The following is a 19,677-nucleotide window of genomic DNA, read 5'->3' as shown; positions in this document are numbered from 1 at the left end:
CCATCCCTGGCCCGCAGATGTTCACTCAGTGGGGCGCGAAGTCGTACTTGCCACCCTTTTTCAAGGCGGCGATGTAAGCCGGGCGCGCCTGGAAGCGTTCAATCCAGGCCGCTACATGAGGGTAGTCGCGAAGCTTGCCCTGGGCCCTGGCGATTTCGCCAATGAAACTCATCTGGATGTCGGCGGCGCTGAATTCATTACCCAGCAGGTAGTCGGACTGGCTCAGTGCCGTGTCGAGGTAGCTCAGGTAGTTGGCCACTTCCGAATTGATGCGCGGATGCAGCGGCGCGCCGGCTTCACCCAACTTGCCCACATAGAGATTCAGCATCATCGGCAACATCGCCGAGCCTTCGGCGAAGTGCAGCCATTGCACGTATTGATCGTAGGCGGCGGTGGATGGATCAGGTTGCAGGCGACCCTGGCCGTGACGGCGAATCAAGTAGTCGATGATCGCGGCGGACTCGATCAGCTTCTGCGAGCCATCCTCGATCACCGGCGATTTGCCCAAGGCATTGATCGCTTTCAACTCTGGCGGCGCGAGGTTGGTTTTCGGGTCGCGCTGATAGAGCTTCAGTTCGTAGGGGATGGCCAGCTCTTCCAGCAGCCAGAGGATGCGCTGGGAGCGGGAGTTGTTCAGGTGGTGGACGATGATCATGGTCGGTACCTTTTCAGAAAGTAGGGCGATCGCCGGGCTTGAGCAACACTAGACCATCCGTGGCTTGTCGAAGTGCCCTCATGCTTTGCTCGCCGGTTTGGCGGCGCGTTTTGCACCGGCTGCGGGCTTGCGCGGGGTGGACTTGCGTTTCTTCTTCCAAGGAGTTGCGCCGCTACCGGCGGGGCTGGCCGGCCCGCTGATGGTCAGGCTCAGGCCGGCGCAGCGAGCGACCTGCTTGCTCATCCAGGCGGCCTGCTTGGTGACGAATTCTTCCAGGCTCATTTCACCACTTTGCACCATGTCCAGCGCCTGTTCCCAGATCGCGGTGGTGCCAGGGTCGGCGATGGCCCGTGGCACGGCGTCGATCAGGCTGAACGCGGCCGGCGTTGCGGCCAGGGCCTTGCCGTTCTTCACCAGATAACCCCGGTCGAGCAGGCCCTGGATGATCGAGGCGCGGGTCGCTTCGGTGCCGATCCCGGTGGTGTCCTTGAGTTTTTGCTTGAGCAGCGGGTCTTCCACCAGTTTGGCGACGTTCTTCATTGCCTTGATCAAGTCGCCCTCGGTGAACGGCTTGGGCGGTTGGGTCCAGAGGTCCTTGAGTTTGACGTCGGCCACCGCACAATCGCGCCCTTCGGTCAGGGCCGGTAGGGTTTGTGGCGCTGGCGCCTCGCGGCCCTTGGCCGGAGCGAGGGCCTCGGGCAGGGCACGCTTCCAGCCAGGTTCGACGATCTGCTTGCCCACGGCGCGCAGAGCTTCGCCAGCACAGTCGAAGTCGGCCTGGGTGCGGTCGTATTCATGGTTGGGCAGGAACTGCGCCAGATAACGCGCGCGGATCAGCGTGTAAACCGCCCGTTGCTTACCCACCAACCGCTCGAGGTTTTTCGCTGCCGCGGTGGGGATGATGCCGTGGTGAGCGCTGACCTTGGCATCGTTCCAGGCCCGTGAGCGTCGCTGAGGCTCCAGATGCTCGTTCAAGGCGTTGAGGCTTGGGTCGGCCTGGCGCAGAGCGGCGAGAATGCCAGGCGCTTCGCTGTGCTGACTCAGGGGCAAATAGCCGCAGTCACTTCGCGGGTAGGTGATGACTTTGTGGGTTTCGTAGAGTGCCTGGGCGATGTCGAGGGTTTCCTGGGCGCCGAGGCCGAGCTTCTTCGAGCAGACTTCCTGCAAGGTGCCCAGATCAAACGGCAGCGGAGCGATTTCGCGCATGCGTTCGGTCCGAAGTTTGATCACCCGGGCGCTTGACGCACTGCCCATCGCCGCTGCCGCTTGCTGCGCCAGAGCCTGATTCAGGCAGCGATCCTGATCGTCGCAAACGTCTGATGCTGCGCGCCATTGCGCGGTGAACGTCGTGCCATCGTGCAGCAATTGCACGTCGATGGCCCAATAGGCGACAGGGACGAAATCGGCAATGCTGCGATCCCGATCCACCACCAGCCGCAAGGTCGGGGTTTGCACGCGGCCGACCGGCAGCACGCCTTGATAACCGGACTGTCGCCCCAGCAACGTGAACAGTCGACTCATGTTCATCCCGATCAGCCAGTCGGCCCGGGAGCGGCCCAGCGCCGAGTGGTAGAGGCTGAAGGTCTCGACCCCCGGCTTGAGCGCCGCCAAGGCCTTGCGGATCGACGCATCATCCAGCGCCGATAGCCAAAGCCGCCGGATCGGCCCGCGATAGCGGCAATGCTCCACCAGTTCCCGGGCGATCATCTCGCCCTCGCGGTCGGCGTCCGTGGCGATCACCAGTTCAGTGGCCTCGCCAAGCAAGCGTTTGACCGCTTTGTACTGGCTGGCGGTACGCGGCTTGACGGTCATCTTCCATTTGTCGGGGATGATCGGCAGGTCTGCCAGCACCCAGCGCTTGTAGCGCGCGTCGTAGGCATCCGGCGGCGCGGTTTCCAGCAGGTGGCCGATGCACCAGGTCACCGTGACGTTCGTTCCCAGCCAGCAACCGTCGCCCCGGCGCTTGGCGCCGAGCACTGCTGCAATGTCTTTGGCCTGGGAAGGTTTTTCACAGAGGTACAGCTGCATAACCACCATCGTTCAAGTCGGTTTGAAGAAGGTGGACAGAATGCGCAGGGATTGCGATTGGAGCAACCTTTATCTGTATGGATATACAGATAAAAGGTTGCCGATGATGACGAGACCTTAGACCGAGGCTTCCGAGCCTGCGACCGCTTTCCAGCCCGCCAGCGGCGTCAGGAAGTGCAGCTCGAACCGGCGTTCGATGAACGCCCAGCGGCCGTCACGCCGTTCGAATCGATCGTGATACAGGCCGCTGATCTGCACCTGTCCCATTTCGACATGAGTACACAAACAGTCCACCGCAACCCGCCCGGCGGCGGTTTCGCCGTCGATATCGATCACGGCGTTGGCCATCCAGTGATGCATGTGGGGCATCGTCGCCCAGTTGCTGTGGGCTGATTCGATGATCGCGTCGATGCCTTGATAACTGCCGAACGCTGCACCCAGATCCAGTCGTGCGCCGTCGTGCCAGATACTTCTGAGCAGGTGTTCGTCGCGGCCCTCGAAGGCCAGGACGTATTCGGCGATCAGCCGATGGGCGACGCTGCCGCCAACAAGCCCGCTCCCACAGGGGATTGTGGTCGTACACAGATACTCGATTCATCCACGATCAAAGGTGGGAGCGGGCTTGCTCGCGAAAGCGATGCGTCTGGCGATATCGATGGTGAATGTGCCGGCCTCTTCGCGAGCAAGCCCGCTCCCACACAGGGGAATGGCAGCATCACTCAGTGCGACGACACAAACACCGAATCCTCCATTGGCGGCGGCAAGGCAAACGCACCTTTCATCCGCGCCACTTCATCGGTGGGCGTACGGCTGAACAGCCTTTTGAATTCCCGGCTGAACTGTGAGCCGCTTTCATAACCGACTTCAGACGCCGCCATCGCCACGCTATAGCCGTTGCGTGCCATCAATAGGCGAGCCTGATGCAGGCGTGTCGATTTCAGGTACTGCATCGGCGAGGTGTGGGTGATGGCTTTGAAATGCGCGTGAAAGGTCGGCACGCTCATGTTTGCTTCCGCGGCCAACTGCTCGACGTCCAGCCGTTCACCGAGGCTGCCGTGGATTTTTCGCAGGGCTTGGGACACTCGGCCGAAGCGACCTCGAGCAGTGAGGGCTGCACACATCGATCCACCCTGGGCACCGGTGAGAATCCGGTAATAGATTTCCCGCAGCAGTGACGGCCCAAGGATGCGGGCATCCAGCGGCGAATCGAGGGCTTCCAGCAGGCGCAGGACGGATTGGTTCAAGCGCGGTTCCATCGGCGAGGCGTACATGCCTTTAGGCTCGGCGGTGGGCTCGTCGTTGAGTTGCAGCATCAGATCGGCGGCGAGTTTGAAGTCCAGGTGAAAGTAGATCGCCAGCAGCGGTTCCTCGGCGCTGGCATCGGTTTCCATGGTGAACGGTACGGGCACGGCAACTGCCAGATAGTGTCGGGCATCGTACAGGTAAGTCGCGTCGCCCCAATATCCGCGCTTGCGCCCCTGACAGACGATGACGATGCCCGGATCGTAGAGCACCGGCGTGCGCTCCAGCGCACGGTTGGAACGCAGTAAACGCACGCCCGGCAGCGCCGTGAGGTTGTAACCCTCATCCGGTGCGAGCTTCGTCAGCAGCGCAATCATCCGTGGCTGGCAATCGTTTTGATCAACACCTGAATTGCTCAACTGATCTACTCGCTCGATAACACAGGGCTTGAATGTGAACTCGCTCGCCCCGCAAATCAATCGACTCAGAGGAATAGGCAAAAGACCCACAGTTATGGGCGTTCATTCAGGGGGGCTACGCTCTTAGCATGGCTGTCAGCTTGACTGCCGCGTGGTGCGGCAGCAAAACACCAGGTGGAACGTGATCATGACTGCAAAAAAGACCCTCTTCATAACCGGTGTCAGCAGCGGCTTTGGCCAGGCGCTGGCCAACGAAGCACTGGCCGCGGGGCACCGCGTGATTGGCACCGTGCGCAGCGAAGTGGCCCGGGCCGAATTCGAACAACACGCCTCAAAGAATGCGTTCGGTCGGTGCCTGGATGTCACTGATTTTGAAGCCATCAATGTTGTCGTCGCTGAGGTCGAAAAAAACCTCGGGCCGGTGGATGTATTGGTCAACAACGCCGGTTACGGCCACGAAGGCATTTTCGAGGAGTCGGCGCTGGAAGAGATGCGCCAGCAGTTCGACGTCAATGTGTTTGGTGCAGTGGCCGTCACCAAAGCGTTTGTGCCGTTTTTCCGCCAGCGCAGGGCCGGGCACATCATCAACATCACGTCCATGGGCGGCTTAATCACCATGCCCGGCATCGCTTATTACTGCGGTAGCAAATTCGCCCTGGAAGGGATTTCCGACACCTTGAGCAAGGAGCTCAAGCCTTTCGGTATCTCCGTCACGGCGGTGGCGCCAGGATCGTTTCGCACCGATTGGGCCGGGCGTTCGATGCGCCGCTCCGAGCGCAGCATCGCCGACTATGACGCCTCTTTCGACCCGATCCGAACAGCGCGCCAGAACAAAAGCGGCAAACAGTTGGGCGACCCGATTAAAGCTGCCCAAGCCATGCTGGCCTTGATCGCCAGCGATTCACCGCCAGCGCATTTGCTGCTGGGCAGCGATGCGCTGCAACTGGTGCGCGAGCGGTTGGCTCACATGGCGCAGGAGATCGATGCTTGGGAAGCGGTGACTCGATCCACGGATGGCTGACCCGCCCCTGGTATCGAGAAATTGATTAGCGCCAGGTTTCAAGCTGTGTCAGTTTCACCGCGCCTGCATTAGGCGAGTGACAGGACGATCTCGCCAAGGGATCGCCGTGGTCTGTCGGAAACTGACTACTTTTAAACAAGGACGTAAGCAATGTCTCAAGCAAAATCCCGGGCCAGTGACGCCTACTCGACAGTCGACACCTTCAGCCACTTGTACGACCGTGGCGGCAGCGTTTTGGTGAACGGCAAACCTTCGTTCACCGCTGATCAGGCCGCCGACCAGATTCTGCGCAAGGGCGCGTCCTGGCATGACCAGAATAGCGACGGCAAGATCGACCTCAGCTACACCTTCCTGACCTCGAAACCAGCGAACTACAATCCGGCCCTCGGCACGTTCGGCGAATTCAGCGCCCAGCAAAAAGCCCAGGCGGTGCTGGCGATGCAATCCTGGTCGGACGTGGCCAAAGTCACCTTCAGCGAAGGCACCGGCGGCGACGGTCACATGACCTTCGGCAACTACAGCAACAACACTGGCGGCGCGGCGTTCGCCTATTTGCCACAAGGCAGCCAGTACGACGGCCAGTCCTGGTACATGATCAACGACCAATACCAGGTCAACAAAACCCCGGACACCAACAACTACGGGCGCCAGACCCTGACCCACGAAATCGGCCACACCCTGGGCCTGTCGCATCCTGGTGTCTACAACGCCGGCAACGGCAACCCGACCTATAACGACGTGACTTACGCCCAGGACACACGTGGCTACAGTCTCATGAGCTACTGGAGCGAAAGCAACACGCAGCAGAATTTCAGCAAGGACGGCAGCGGCGCCTATGCCTCGGCACCTTTGTTGGACGACATCGTGGCGGTGCAGAAACTCTACGGCGCCAACCTGGAAACCCGCGCCAGCGACACGGTCTACGGCTTCAACTCCAACGCCGAACGGGACTTCTACAGCGCTACTTCGGCCGCCTCGAAAGTGGTGTTTTCGGTGTGGGATGGTGGCGGTAACGACACCCTGGACTTCTCCGGTTTCAGCCAAAACCAGAAGATCAACCTCAACGAAGGCTCGTTCTCCGACGTGGGCGGTCTGGTCGGCAACGTATCCATCGCCCACGGCGTGACCCTGGAAAACGCTATCGGCGGTTCGGGCAATGACCTGCTGATCGGTAACGCGGTGGCGAACATCCTCGAAGGCGGGGCCGGCAACGACATCATCTACGGTGGCGGTGGCGGTGATTCGCTGTGGGGCGGGGCCGGGGCGGACACCTTTGTGTTTGGCGCCGCCAGCGATTCGACCATGACCGCACCGGACTGGATCATGGATTTCACCAGCGGCCAGGACAAGATCGACCTGTCAGGCATTGCCGAATTTGCTGCGGGCAACGCGGCGCTGAACTTCGTCAGCGGTTTCACCGGGCACGCCGGCGACGCGATCCTCACGTACTTTGCGCAGACCAACCAGACCAGTTTGATGGTGGATTTGACCGGGCACGGGGCTGTGGATTTTGCGGTGGGAACGGTAGGGCAGGCATTGGCGACCGATATCGTCGCTTGATTTGACGACAGATAAAGATCAAAAGATCGCAGGCTTCGCCAGGTCCTACATTGACCGTGTAAACCGTGATGTTTGTACTGCGCTCGTACCCTGTAGGAGCTGCCGAAGGCTGCGATCTTTTGACTTTGCTTGTGAACTTGTGGCGAGGGAGCTTGCTCCCGTTCGGCTGCGAAGCAGTCGCATAGCTCAAACTTGGGTTATACCTGACAGTCGGGGCCTCAGGTTTTGGGGCCGCTCTGCAGCCCAGCCTTGCTCCTACAGGTTCATCAGCGTCATGAGGAACGTATTCCATGAAAAGCTCCGGTCCCAGTCCTGTCATCACCATCGCCGAGCAGCCCGGCTGTCTATTGGTGAAGTTTCACGGTATTCAGGTGGCCGCGTCCGCCCGGGCGCTGATTCTGATGGAAGCCAACTATCCGCCGGTGTATTACGTCCCGCGCGAAGACATCGACGAAAAGTACTTTGCCCGCACCGATCACACCAGTTATTGCCCTTACAAGGGCGATGCCAGCTATTTCAGCCTGCAAATCCCGGGGCATGAAGGCGCCAATGCGGTGTGGAGTTATGAGAACCCCAAGGTGTCGGTCGAGCAGATTCGCGACCACGTGGCGTTCTATCCCGATCAAGTGACGTTCGAGATTCTCGAAAATTACGAGTGACTGTGGCGAGTGCGCTTGTTTGTGGTCAAGGAACTTGGTTGTGGCGAGGGAGCTTGCTCCCGCTGGGCTGCGTAGCGGCCCCAAGATTTTGTGAGCGCTGCGCACTCAAGCGGGAGCAAGCTCCCTCGCCACAGGTTCGGTGTCAAAAGCCTACTACCGAAGCGTTTCCACCAACGTTGATTCATTGATCTGACTGATCGAAGTCACCCCGGTCAAGGTCATGGCCACGCGCATTTCCCTGGCGAAAATATCCAGCATGTTTTCGACCCCGCGTTGACCATCGGCCGCCAGTGCGTAAGCCATGGAACGCCCCAGTAGTACGCCTTTTGCGCCCAGCGCCAGCATCCGCACGACATCCAGCCCCGAGCGGATGCCCGAGTCGACCAGCACGGTCAGGTCATTGCCCACCGCTTGCATGATCGGCGGCAACGCCTTGGTGGTCGAGAGCACGCCGTCCAGTTGCCGCCCGCCGTGGTTCGACACCACGATGCCGTCAGCGCCAAAACTGACCGCGTCCCTGGCATCTTGCGGGTCGAGAATGCCTTTGATGATCATCGGGCCTTCCCAGAACTCACGAATCCACTCCAGGTCGCTCCAACTGATCGAAGGGTCGAAGTTATTGGCCAGCCAGCCCATGTAGTCTTCCAGCGTTACGGCTTTGCCGAGGTACTTCGAGATATTGCCAAGGTCGTGTGGGCGCCCCATGACCCCGACGTTGAATGCCCAGTCGGGCCGGGTCATCGCCTGCAAAATACGCCGCGATGAAGCAAAAGGCCCGGACATCCCCGAGTGCGCGTCCCTATACCGGGCGCCGGGCGTGGGCATATCGACGGTAAAGACCAGGTTTTTTACACCGGCAGCCTTCGCCCGTTCCAGTGCGTTCTTCATGAAGCCACGGTCTTTCAACACGTACAGCTGAAACCAGATCGATTGTTGGCTGTGTGCCGTCACTTCTTCGATCGAACATACCGACACTGTTGAAAGGCACAGTGGAATCCCTTTGTTCTCTGCCGCTTTGACCGCTTGGACTTCACCACGGCGGGCGAACATCCCGGTCAGGCCTACCGGCGCCAGGATGATCGGCATTGAAAGGGGTTGATTGAATAGGGTGGTTTCAAGGCTCAGGGTTTCGACGTTTTTCAGAATGCGCTGACGAAGCTTGATATCCGTCAGATCGGCGCTATTGGCCCACAGCGTGTGCTCGGCATAAGCGCCGCCATCGATGTAATCAAACAAAAATCGGGGAAGTTTGCGACGTGCCGCCTCGCGATAGTCAGATGCAGATGAAATGATCATGGTGCCTCGGTCTGGGGAGTGGCGGGGCTGTAGTGTTCATCGAGCTTAACGAAAATGTGGGCAATGAGGATGAACACTTCACCTGTGGCGAGGGAGCTTGCTTGTGGCGAGGGAGCTTGCTCCCGCTGGACTGCGCAGCAGTCCCATTCTTTTGGGGCCGCTTCGCAGCCCAGCGGGAGCAAGCTCCCTCGCCACAGGGGGTTGCAGTAAACTCAGGCTCCGTCAGTTGGTATCCAGATCCACGTTCTTCGTCTCCCGCAAACAAATCAGCCCCACAATCAGGCTCACCCCGGTAATCACCACCGGGTACCAAAGCCCATAGAAAATGTCCCCGGTGTACACCACCAACGCAAACGACACCGTCGGCAGGAACCCGCCGAACCAGCCATTGCCGATGTGGTAGGGCAGGGACATCGAGGTGTAGCGGATGCGCGTCGGGAACAGTTCGACCATCAGCGCCGCCAGCGGGCCGTAGCACATGGCGGAGATGATGATCAGCGCGACAATCAGCGCGACGATCATCGGTTTGTTGATCTGCTGGGTGTCGGCTTGCGACGGATAACCCGCCAGCGTCACCGCGCCACGCAGGGCCGCTTCGTCGTAGCCATCGATCTTCACGTCACCCACGCTGACCTGCACGCCACTGCCTGCCGGGGCCGCCGCACTGGTGTAGGGCAGGCCCTGCTTGACCAGAAAGGTTTTGACCTTGTCGCACGGGCTATCAAATTTCGCCTTGCCCACCGGGTCGAACTGGAAGGTGCAAGTGGCCGGGTCGGCCAGTACGGTGATCGGTGCCTGATGGCTGGCCTGGTCGATGGCCGGGTTGGCGTAGTGGGCCAGGGTCTTGAAGATCGGGAAGTACAGCGCGGTGGCCAGCAACAGGCCAATCATCAGCACCGGTTTGCGCCCGACCTTGTCCGACAGCCAGCCGAAAAAGATGAAGAACGGCGCGCCGATGATCACGCTGACAATCAGCAAACTGTTGGCCAGCGCCGGGTCCATTTTCAGGAATTGGGTGAGAAAGAACAGCACGTAGAACTGCGCAGCGTAGAAGGTCACCGCTTGCCCGGCGTTGATGCTGAACAGCGCAATCAGTACGACTTTGAGGTTCTCCCATTTGCCGAAGGAATCGCGCAGCGGTTGCTTGCAGAGCTTGCCTTCCTCTTTCATTTTCACGAAGGCTGGCGACTCGTGCAGGCTCAGGCGAATCCAGGTCGAGATGCCCAGCAGCACGATGGAAAACAGGAACGGAATGCGCCAGCCCCAAACTTCAAACTGGTCGCCGGTGAAGTAACGGCAACCGAGCACCACCAGCAGCGACAGCAACAGGCCGAGGGTGGCCGTGGACTGAATCCAGCTAGTGTGGAAACCGCGTTTGCCCATCGGTGCATGTTCTGCGACGTAAGTCGCGGCGCCGCCATACTCGCCGCCGAGGGCCAGGCCCTGGAGCATGCGCAGAAGCACCAGAATGATTGGCGCGGCGATGCCGATGCTGGCGTAGGTCGGCAGCAACCCGACACAGAACGTCGCCAGGCCCATGAGGATGATGGTTGCGAGGAAGGTGTATTTGCGCCCGATCATGTCCCCCAACCGACCGAACACCAGCGCACCGAACGGCCGCACGATGAACCCGGCGGCAAACGCCATCAGCGCAAAAATGAACGCCGTGGTGTCGTTGACCCCGGCAAAGAACTGCTTGCTGATCACCGCCGCGAGGGCGCCGTAGAGGAAAAAGTCATACCACTCGAACACCGTCCCCAGGGACGAGGCGAAGATGACTTTCTTGGTGCCGCTGCTGACGCCCGCGCTGCGCGTGGCTTCCAGAGGCTGAACGTGTTCTGACATATCGGTATCCCTCACAGTGATTGTTTTTGTTGTTCCACTGTCGGCGCCGGCCTTGTGGGCGGGTGCCGCGTTTTTCCATAAATCGGGGTGTACATCGATCCTGTGGGAGCGAGCTTGCTCGCGATGGCGGTCTTCCAGTCAAAGAGATATTGCCTGACACACCGCTATCGCGAGCAAGCTCGCTCCCACAGTGTGATTCAAGCGTTACTCAGCAGTTCCTTCTGTGGATTGAGGCTTCTTGTGCCGGGGTTAAGGATCAACTGCGCAGCCTTCTCGGCAATCATCAGCGTAGGCGAACACGTGTTGCCCGAGGTGATGCGCGGCATGATCGAGGCGTCGGCGATGCGCAGGCCAGGAATGCCGTGGACGTTGAGCTGCGCATCAACCACCGCATCCGCGTCGCTGCCCATCCGGCAAGTGCCCACCGGATGGAAAATTGTCGTGCCGATTCGCGCAGCGGCTTCGTGCAATTCCTCTTCACTCTGCAAACTGTCACCGGGCAAATACTCAACCGGTTTGAACGCCGCCAGGGCCGGCGCGGCAACGATGCGGCGTGTCAGGCGAATCGCGTCCGCCGCGATGCGCAAATCCTCGGGATGGCTCAGGTAATTGGGCTGAATCAGCGGCGCTTCCTGCGGGTCAGCGCTGCGGATTTCAATGCGGCCACGGCTCTGCGGGCGCAGATCACAGACCGACGCGGTGAACGCAGGGAAGGGGTGCAACGGCTCGCCAAAACGCTCCAGCGACAGCGGCTGCACATGGTATTCAAGATTCGCCGAAGTCTGCTCCGGCCCCGAACGGGCAAACGCGCCCAACTGACTCGGCGCCATGGACAACGGCCCGCTGCGGTCATACAGATAACGCAGGCCCATGCCCATCTTGCCCCACACGCTGCCGGCGATCTGGTTCAGGGTGCGGGCGTTTTCCAGTTTGTAGATAAGCCGCAGTTGCAGGTGATCCTGCAGGTTGCCGCCAACCCCCGGCAGTTCATTGGCAACGCCGATCCCCAAACGTTGCAGCAGCGAACGCGGACCGATCCCGGAGCGTTGCAGGATGCTCGGCGAACCGATGGAGCCGGCGCACAAAACGATCTCCCTGCGCGCCTTGAAGGTTTTCGCCTGGCCCTGCCAACGGGTGAGGACCGCCGAAGCGCGACCGTTTTCCAGCAATACGCGATCGACTTCAACATCAGTCAAAACAGTGAGATTGGCGCGATGACGGATCGGTTTGAGAAACGCCTTGGCTGCGTTCCAGCGAATCCCGGCCTTCTGATTGACCTGGAAGTAGCCGCAACCTTCGTTCTCGCCCTGGTTGAAGTCATCGATGCTGGCGATGCCGCTTTGCTCGGCGGCGCTGCGGAATGCATCGAGAATCGGCCACGACAACCGCTGACGCTCCACGCGCCATTCCCCGGCAGCGCCGTGAAATTCCGAGTCGCCGGCAAAATGGTTTTCGCTTTGTTTGAACAGCGGGAATACGTCTTTCCAGGACCAGCCCGGATTGCCCTCGGCCGCCCAGCCATCGTAATCGCCAGCCTGGCCGCGCATGTAGATCATGCCGTTGATCGAGGAGCAGCCACCGAGCACTTTGCCCCGTGGGTAACTCAGTGCGCGACCTTGCAGACCGGGTTGCGCTTCGGTCTTGAAGCACCAATCGGTGCGCGGGTTGCCGATGCAGAACAGGTAACCCACCGGGATGTGAATCCACGGGTAGTTATCGCGGCCGCCGGCTTCGAGCAGCAGCACCCGGTGTTGCGGGTTGGCGGACAATCGATTGGCCAGCAAACACCCGGCCGGCCCGGCGCCGACCACGATGTAATCGAATTCATCTAGGGAAGTCTGCATCCCTTACCTCTGATTGTTTTTGTTGTTGGGGTCATCCTAGTTGTTAGCTTTCGTATAAAGAATGTTAGATTTTGCGCAGCCGCTGTGCGTTTTTAGACAGTGCTTCTATCAGCGTAGCCCCAAGGAAGATTCATGTTCGATTGGAATGACCTGCGGTTTTTTCTCGAATTGCAGCGCAGCGGCCGCTTGCTCACCGCTGCCCGGCGCTTGAACACCACCCACGCCACCGTGGCCCGGCACATCGAGGCGATTGAAAAGAGCCTCGGCACCGCGCTGTTTGTCCAGCACGCCCAAGGCTATCAACTGACCCCGGCCGGTGAAGCGCTGCTCAAACACGCCGAAGCCATGGAAAACGTCGCGCTGCTGGCCCAGGAAGAAATCACCCAATCCACAGCGCCACTGGGCAAAATCCGCGTCGGCGTGACCGAAGGACTGGGCATCATGTTCCTCGCCAGCCGCATGAACGGCCTGTTCGAACGCTACCCAGGGCTCGAAGTGGAACTGGTCGCCGTGCCGCGCTTCGTCAGCATCCTCAACCGCGAAGCCGAAATCAGCATCCACCTCGAACGCCCGGCCGCCGACATGCTCGTCACCCGCAAACTCACCGACTATCGCCTGGCGCTCTACGCCAGCCAGGCCTACCTCGACAAGGCACCACCGCTGCGCAGCCGCGAAGACCTCGGCCGCCATGCGTGGATCGGCTACGTCGATGATCTGCTGTTCAGCCAGGAGCTGATGTTTCTCAACAGCTTCTGTCGCAACCCCCAGGTCGTGTTCCACAGCACCAGCGTCATCGCCCAGCATCAGGCTGCGCGTTCGGGGTTGGGGATCGCGGTGTTGCCTTGTTATATGGCCAATGCCGATCCGGAACTGGTGCCGTTGCTGCCGGATGAGAGCATTCAGCGCAGCTACTGGATCAGCACGCGGCGGGAGTTGCACAAGTCGGTGAGGTTGCGGGTGTTGTGGGATTACGTGGTGGAGTTGTGTGAGCGCGAGCAGGGCCTGCTTCTAGGCCCCAATCCCCTGTAATTGCAAATTCCCTGTGGGAGCGGGCTTGCTCGCGAAGGCGTCAGGTCTGGCGCACCGCATAAACATGTTTAACGGCGCCTGTTTAAAGACACTCGCGGTTACGTCCTAAAGGCTACAACGCCTTGCGCCGTTACCTACGCCTAAGACAGAATCCGCCGGCTTGTGCGTCTACATGGCGGGCTATATCGTTTCCCGGTCACTGAAAAACAGTGATCGGGTTTGGTAGCCCGGATGTAAGAACCGCATAGCATCACCATTCGTGGCGTTTCTCGTCTCGGCATTATGGTGGTCATGCGCAGGGCACCTTTGGGTGCGCCGGTTTCCTTATGTCCCGGTCTACCAACCTGCGTATGGCCACCACCCTTCGTTTGGTAGCGAGGTTGGTTGGCTCCTTTACTAACGGCATAAGGAGTTTCATCCATGTTCAAAGTCACGCCGAATCCCCAACTCTTGATCCAGTACCCTTCGACGCCTCTCTTGACCCCAAAAAACTGAAAGAGGCGGCAGACCGCGCGCTCAACTTCTACCTCAACCCCGGGGCGCTGAAAGAGCCGATACCGCCCCGCAAGCCGGGCATCCTCCTCCTCATCGACCCCACGGTGGATGACGAAACGCTGCTGGTCCAAGCCTGCGAATCGCTGGGCTCGGCCAGCGACATGGCGAGTGAGATCGCCAGCTTAATGGACGGCCCGCAGCGCAATAAGATGCTGATGCTGCAACAGGCGATCATGTTGAGTGGGTTAGTGGGCAATCGGGTGCTGGATAACCACAAGCCAGGCTGATAGCCCGGCATTTCCCCTGTAGGAGCGAAGCTTGCTCGCGAAGGCGTCAGGTCTGACACACCGCGTTATCGTTTTTCGCGAGCAAGCTTTGCTCCTCCAGACCTCAAAATAGTTCGGTCTCTTGATGAAACACTCTGTGGCGAGGGGGCTTGCCCCCGTTGGGTTGCGAAGCAGCCCCAAATCGGTCATCGAGTTCTTTCTGAAAGACCGCGTCAGCTTTATTGGGGCTGCTGCGCAGCCCAACGGGGGCAAGCCCCCTCGCCACAGTGTTCAGCGATCAGAATTGATATCAGGGGAGGATTTCGAATGAGGTGCTGGCCAGCCGTTCGCCATTCACCATGATGTGCACTGCATGCTTGCCGGCGTAATGCCGGCGTGTGGTCAGTTCCTTGATCTGCTGCCCACGGCTAACGAATTCACTGGCATGACCGGGCAGGGTGAGTGCCTTCAGCTTGAACACTTTCGCCGAAGTACTGCCATTCGCTTTGACGTAATCAATCGCATAGTCGATCACCAGCCGCTGACTCTCCGCCACCGTGGATTTCACGGTAAACGACAAAGTGATTTTCTCCCCGAGCCGAATCACCGCCGGTTCAACCTTCACGCCAATAATCTCAACTTCGGGTTTGCCACCCGCGCCATTAACCGCCAACGCCCGCTGATTCCCCTGTTTGATCAAACTACGCAGCGCATGCTTGGCGATCCAGGCCGTGTGCTTGTTCTCCAGCGACCAACCTTCAATCAAATCCAGCACCCACTCCGGATGATCCTTGGTGATGTCATTAAGGTGATTGGCCACGGACTTGCGCACGTACAGGCTTTCATCAGCCTTGAGATTATCGAGGATCACCGCTGCCAGGCTCGGGTCAGCCTGAACCGGTTCCAATCGAAACGACCACGGCAATCGCGGGCGACTGCCTTCGCTTGCGAGCCGCCGAACGTGTTCGTTTTCATCCTGCGACCAGACCTCCATCAGCGCCAATGAACGTTCAAGATCACTGCGCAGAAAATGCCGGATTGCAAACTCGGAAGAACCGAACGAGGTGAAAAACTTGAGCGCTTCCATCGACTGCTCAAAATCATGAGCGCCATACATCGCCACATAATTCGGCAACGAGATACTGACAAAACCACTGTTCAGCCGAGGGGCCAGGGCACGCAGCACCTCAAGTGACTCTTCATATCCGAGCGGCAGCACCGCATGCAGACACTCACTGACCCGCGCCATGCGCTGCATGATCGACAATTCAGCAAGGCCTTCATTGGCCATTTTCAGAAAGGCCTTGGCGTTGAACGCCGGGTAAACCGCCGTCATCTCTTTCGCGATGTGCTTGAGGCGCTCGGCGTTGAAGATTTCCTTCAACGCCGGGGCAGAGGTGTCAGCGGTGGTCATGAGCGAGTCCGGGACGATGGGCGGCTCAGGTTATCGGGGTACTGATGAACGCCTCAAGCTTTTCTGCCTGCGCGGTGAATTGAGCGATGTGCGGGAAGCGCGAGTCATCGACTTGATCCGGCACCACTAGGTTGGTGAAGCTCCAGGCGACTGCGACGGTGATTCCGTCCTGCGCAATCGCGCTGCCATTCACCAACGGCTGCTTTTCAAGCTCTCGCTCCAGCGCTGAATAGGCCGCAGCGAGCTGGCCTTCAACCCGCTCAACCCACGGCTGATACTGAATATCCGCCGGCCGCAGATTCCGTTCGTAGTAAAGCTGCACCGATTTTTCGCACGCCGCCAGCGCCAACCCGATCACCCGTAACGAGCGCGCCCGTTGCTTCAGATCACTCGGCATCAAGCTTTTCGAAGGCCCGGCGAGGGCTTCGAGGTAGTCGATGATCAGCGTCGAGTCCATCAACACTTCACCGTCATCCAGCACCAACGTCGGCGCCTTGACCACCGGGTTGATTTGCTGGAATTGCTCGAAATGCCGGAACACCGACACCGAGTCGTGCTCCAGCGCGATGCCCAAGTGTTGGGCAGAAATGGCCACGCGCCGTACATAAGGCGAATCCAGCATGCCGATCAGTTTCATGACACGTTCCTTCAAGTCGAACTGGGAGAGGGCATAACCTATCCGAGCTTGAAGGAATTGTCAGTCCTCGAAACCGACCTGCTCATGAATCTCATCCACCTTCAATTCCAACCGATACGCGACCGCAATAAACAACGCCTGACACAAACACAACGTCGCACTCAGCGAACGAAACGCAAACGAACTCCCTTCATTCACCAGCAACACCGTGCTCGCCCGCTTGGCCAGCGGCGAAAGGTTGCTATCCGTGATGATCAAGGTTTTCGCCTGATGATGCTGGGCGATGCGCAGGCAGTGCTGGGTTTCCTTGCCGTAGGGCGTGAAGCTGATGGCGATCACCAGGTCATTGGCGCGCACGCTGCGCATCTGCTCGCGGTAGCTGCCGCCAAGCCCTGAAACCAGGTGAATACGCTTGTTGGTGTGTTGCAGGTTGTAGACCAGGTAGTCGGCGACCGCGAACGAGCGGCGCACCCCGACCACGTAGATGTTGTCGGCATTTACCACCAGATCCACTGCCTTGTCGAAGGCGACGTCGTCGAGTTCCATCCCCAGCCGTTCGATGCCCGACAGCGTGGCGTTGACGCATTCGCGCGCCAGGTCGCCGCCGCTGGCCTTCTGCGACTTGTTGGCGATCATGCTGCGGATGCGCTGCTGGTAGTTCTGCACCGGCGTGGTTTTGTGCGTGTAGGCCTCGCGGAACAACGCCTGCATTTCGCTGAAACCGCTGAAACCAAAGCGCTGGGAGAAGCGCACGATGGCCGACGGGTGCACTTCGCACTCACGGGCTATGTCGCTGATGCGATCAACCATGATCCGGTCGCTTTGCTGGCTCATGTAGCTGGCGATGCGTTTGAGCTGGCGCGGCAGGCTTTCGTATTCGTTGGTGATCAGCTGCAGCAAACGCTCGGCATTGATCGGGGGGCTGGGGAGGTCGCTCTCGGGCGTGCTCTCGGTGGTAGCCGGCTGATCGGTGCGGGACATAAAGGATCCTTCTGGCTTGTTCTTATAGGAATGACGAAAAGGTCATCCCCTGACAATAGGTTGGCTGTGCGCAGTCTACAGGGTAGGCCGGAATAAAATCTTGAGCTTGCCGATCGACAGACACTTGCTGAAACGATGCACTGTGTCTGGAGCGCTCGTTCAGAGTTTATTGGAAAAAATATTCCACGTAAAAAATATATAGAATAAATATTGATTATTCAGTCCGAGACGTTTTAGTCTGCATCCACCAAGAGTGTTCGGCACGGCCATCGTCCCGAACGCAGGCTGATAAAAATAACAGGAGCCAGCATGGGCCAGACTCGTTTTGCCAGTGGGCGTCAATTGGATCTGATTTGCCTGGGGCGCCTTGGCGTCGACCTTTATGCGCAGCAAGTCGGGGCGCGGTTGGAGGACGTTTCAAGCTTCGCCAAATACCTCGGTGGATCGTCCGCCAACATCGCTTTTGGCACCGCGCGCCTGGGCCTCAAGTCGGCGATGTTGAGCCGGGTAGGGGACGACCACATGGGCCGCTTCCTGCTCGAATCCCTGGCCCGCGAAGGTTGCGACGTCAGCGGCATCAAGGTCGATCCGGAACGCCTGACCGCCATGGTCCTGCTCGGTCTCAAGGACCGCGAAACCTTCCCTTTAGTCTTCTACCGCGAAAACTGCGCCGACATGGCGTTGCGGGCCGAAGACATCAGCGAAGCCTTTATTGCCTCCAGCAAAGCCTTGCTGATCACCGGCACCCATTTCTCCACTGACGGCGTCTACAAGGCGAGCATTCAGGCGCTGGATTACGCCGAGAAGCACAACGTCAAACGTATTCTGGACATCGACTACCGCCCGGTACTCTGGGGCCTGGCCGGTAAGGCCGACGGCGAAACCCGTTTTGTCGCCGATCAGAATGTCAGCCAGCACGTGCAGAAAATCCTCCCGCGTTTCGACTTGATCGTCGGCACTGAAGAAGAGTTTCTGATTGCCGGCGGCTCCGAGGATTTGCTCACCGCGCTGCGCAATGTGCGGCGTCTGAGCGCCGCGACCTTGGTGGTCAAACTCGGCCCGCAAGGTTGCACGGTGATTCACGGGGTGATTCCGGTGCGTCTCGAAGACGGCGCGATCTATCCCGGTGTTCGTGTCGAAGTGCTGAATGTGTTGGGTGCCGGCGATGCCTTTATGTCGGGCTTCCTCGCCGGTTGGCTCGAAGACGCCAGCGACGAGCGCTGCTGCCAGTTGGCCAATGCTTGCGGTGGTCTGGTGGTGTCGCGCCATGCCTGCGCCCCGGCGATGCCGACCCGCGCTGAACTCGATTACCTGTTCAACAGCCCGGTGCCGATCACCCGGCCGGATCAGGACGCGACGCTGCAACGCCTGCATCAGGTCAGCGTGCCGCGCAAACAGTGGAAGCAACTGTTCATCTTCGCCTTCGACCATCGCGGGCAACTGGTGGAACTGGCGCACAAGGGCGGTCGCGACTTGAGTGCGATCTGCGAACTGAAACAACTCTTTATTAAAGCGGTGGAACGGGTTGAAGCCGATTTGCGTACGCAGGGCATCGAAGCCGATGTCGGGCTGCTGGCCGATCAACGCTTTGGCCAGGACTCGCTGAACGCCGCGACCGGTCGTGGCTGGTGGGTGGCGCGGCCGGTGGAAGTCCAGGGTTCACGGCCGCTGGCGTTCGAGCACGGGCGCTCCATCGGCAGCAACCTGATTGCCTGGCCGCAAGAACAAATCATCAAGTGCCTGGTGCAATTTCACCCGGACGACGAGCCGCTGTTGCGGCTGGAACAGGAAGCGCAGATCAAGGGTTTGTATCAGGCGTCTCAGGTCAGCGGTCACGAACTGCTGCTGGAAATCATCCCGCCCAAGGATCACCCCTCGACGCACCCGGACGTGCTCTATCGCGCGCTGAAACGCCTCTACAACCTGGGCATCTATCCGGCGTGGTGGAAGATCGAAGCGCAAAGTGCCGAGGAATGGAAACAGCTCGACGAACTGATCCAGGAGCGTGACCCGTACTGCCGCGGCGTCGTGTTGCTGGGCCTGAATGCCCCGGCGGCAGCCTTGGCCGAAGGCTTTCAACAAGCCAGCCAGAGCCAGACCTGTCGCGGGTTTGCCGTGGGCCGGACGATCTTCCAGGAGCCGAGCCGCGCGTGGATGGCCGGTGAAATCGACGATGAAACGCTGATCCGCCAGGTGCAGGGCACGTTTGTCGAACTGATCGATGCCTGGCGCACGGCCCGGGCCTGAAGAAACACCGCAAAACCAATGTGGGAGCGGGCTTGCTCG

Annotated in this window: 15 protein-coding genes and 1 pseudogene; 6 read left to right on the top strand and 10 right to left on the bottom strand. The window is 59.7% G+C overall.

Annotated elements, in window-relative coordinates; translation table 11 throughout:
* Positions 1-25: 25 nt before the first annotated feature.
* From AC1MEW_RS23995 to AC1MEW_RS23980, 4 genes are all read right to left on the bottom strand, one after another.
* Complete coding sequence (locus tag AC1MEW_RS23995; protein WP_322268205.1) at positions 26-655, bottom strand: glutathione S-transferase family protein; 630 nt, start codon at positions 653-655, stop codon at positions 26-28.
* A 78-nt stretch (positions 656-733) separates the two neighbouring features.
* A complete protein-coding gene (locus tag AC1MEW_RS23990; RefSeq protein ID WP_480423807.1) occupies positions 734-2,683 on the bottom strand; it encodes a DNA topoisomerase III in 1,950 nt (649 codons plus the stop codon).
* A gap of 117 nt (positions 2,684-2,800) precedes the next feature.
* Positions 2,801-3,163 carry a nuclear transport factor 2 family protein gene (locus AC1MEW_RS23985; RefSeq protein ID WP_480427322.1) on the bottom strand — a complete coding sequence of 121 codons (363 nt, stop codon included), beginning with the start codon at positions 3,161-3,163 and terminating at the stop codon, positions 2,801-2,803.
* Positions 3,164-3,402: 239 nt separating this feature from the next.
* On the bottom strand, positions 3,403-4,302 hold the full coding sequence (locus AC1MEW_RS23980) for an AraC family transcriptional regulator (RefSeq protein WP_201257554.1): 900 nt from the start codon (positions 4,300-4,302) through the stop codon (positions 3,403-3,405).
* 229 nt (positions 4,303-4,531) lie between these two features.
* On the opposite strand from AC1MEW_RS23980, the gene AC1MEW_RS23975 reads away from it, so the two are divergent.
* The 3 genes from AC1MEW_RS23975 to AC1MEW_RS23965 all read left to right on the top strand — a co-directional run bounded on the left by AC1MEW_RS23975 (position 4,532) and on the right by AC1MEW_RS23965 (position 7,584).
* Entirely contained in the window at positions 4,532-5,365 is an 834-nt protein-coding gene (locus AC1MEW_RS23975) for an oxidoreductase (RefSeq protein WP_480423806.1), read from the top strand.
* A 150-nt stretch (positions 5,366-5,515) separates the two neighbouring features.
* A complete protein-coding gene (locus tag AC1MEW_RS23970) occupies positions 5,516-6,925 on the top strand; it encodes a serralysin family metalloprotease (RefSeq protein ID WP_322268207.1) in 1,410 nt (469 codons plus the stop codon).
* Between the two features lie 290 nt (positions 6,926-7,215).
* A complete protein-coding gene (locus tag AC1MEW_RS23965; protein WP_201257540.1) occupies positions 7,216-7,584 on the top strand; it encodes a DUF427 domain-containing protein in 369 nt (122 codons plus the stop codon).
* A 153-nt stretch (positions 7,585-7,737) separates the two neighbouring features.
* Here AC1MEW_RS23965 and lldD read toward each other — a convergent pair whose 3' ends face one another.
* The 3 genes from lldD to AC1MEW_RS23950 all read right to left on the bottom strand — a co-directional run bounded on the left by lldD (position 7,738) and on the right by AC1MEW_RS23950 (position 12,569).
* Positions 7,738-8,880, bottom strand: a complete 1,143-nt coding sequence (gene lldD, locus AC1MEW_RS23960) for an FMN-dependent L-lactate dehydrogenase LldD (RefSeq protein WP_480423805.1) — start codon at positions 8,878-8,880, stop codon at positions 7,738-7,740.
* 222 nt (positions 8,881-9,102) lie between these two features.
* A complete protein-coding gene (locus tag AC1MEW_RS23955; protein WP_322268209.1) occupies positions 9,103-10,725 on the bottom strand; it encodes an MFS transporter in 1,623 nt (540 codons plus the stop codon).
* 197 nt (positions 10,726-10,922) lie between these two features.
* The gene (locus AC1MEW_RS23950) at positions 10,923-12,569 is read right to left on the bottom strand and encodes a GMC family oxidoreductase (RefSeq protein WP_480423802.1); all 1,647 of its coding nucleotides are present in this window, start codon (positions 12,567-12,569) and stop codon (positions 10,923-10,925) included.
* A gap of 132 nt (positions 12,570-12,701) precedes the next feature.
* Between AC1MEW_RS23950 and AC1MEW_RS23945 the strand changes: the two genes are divergently transcribed.
* Positions 12,702-13,598, top strand: coding sequence for a LysR family transcriptional regulator (locus tag AC1MEW_RS23945; protein WP_322268212.1), 897 nt, complete (start codon positions 12,702-12,704; stop codon positions 13,596-13,598).
* 420 nt (positions 13,599-14,018) lie between these two features.
* Positions 14,019-14,380 (top strand): annotated as a pseudogene (locus AC1MEW_RS23940) (DUF6124 family protein).
* A gap of 289 nt (positions 14,381-14,669) precedes the next feature.
* Here AC1MEW_RS23940 and AC1MEW_RS23935 read toward each other — a convergent pair.
* From AC1MEW_RS23935 to AC1MEW_RS23925, 3 genes are read right to left on the bottom strand one after another with little or no spacing between them, the layout of a single operon-like run.
* Positions 14,670-15,773 (bottom strand): DNA alkylation repair protein, encoded by a 1,104-nt coding sequence (locus AC1MEW_RS23935; RefSeq protein WP_480423801.1) that lies wholly within the window; start codon positions 15,771-15,773, stop codon positions 14,670-14,672.
* Positions 15,774-15,798: 25 nt separating this feature from the next.
* Complete coding sequence (locus tag AC1MEW_RS23930) at positions 15,799-16,410, bottom strand: glutathione S-transferase (RefSeq protein WP_201257531.1); 612 nt, start codon at positions 16,408-16,410, stop codon at positions 15,799-15,801.
* A gap of 60 nt (positions 16,411-16,470) precedes the next feature.
* Complete coding sequence (locus tag AC1MEW_RS23925) at positions 16,471-17,391, bottom strand: MurR/RpiR family transcriptional regulator (protein WP_201257530.1); 921 nt, start codon at positions 17,389-17,391, stop codon at positions 16,471-16,473.
* A gap of 309 nt (positions 17,392-17,700) precedes the next feature.
* Here AC1MEW_RS23925 and AC1MEW_RS23920 point away from each other — a divergent pair, with 309 nt between their 5' ends.
* Positions 17,701-19,638: a bifunctional 5-dehydro-2-deoxygluconokinase/5-dehydro-2-deoxyphosphogluconate aldolase gene (locus AC1MEW_RS23920; protein WP_322268215.1), complete on the top strand. Its 1,938-nt coding sequence runs from the start codon at positions 17,701-17,703 to the stop codon at positions 19,636-19,638.
* Positions 19,639-19,677: the final 39 nt, after the last annotated feature.

It is taken from the genome of Pseudomonas sp. ASL4 (assembly GCF_056680395.1).
Note: the sequence above shows the minus strand (reverse complement) of the source record. Positions and strands in the feature narration are given on the sequence as shown.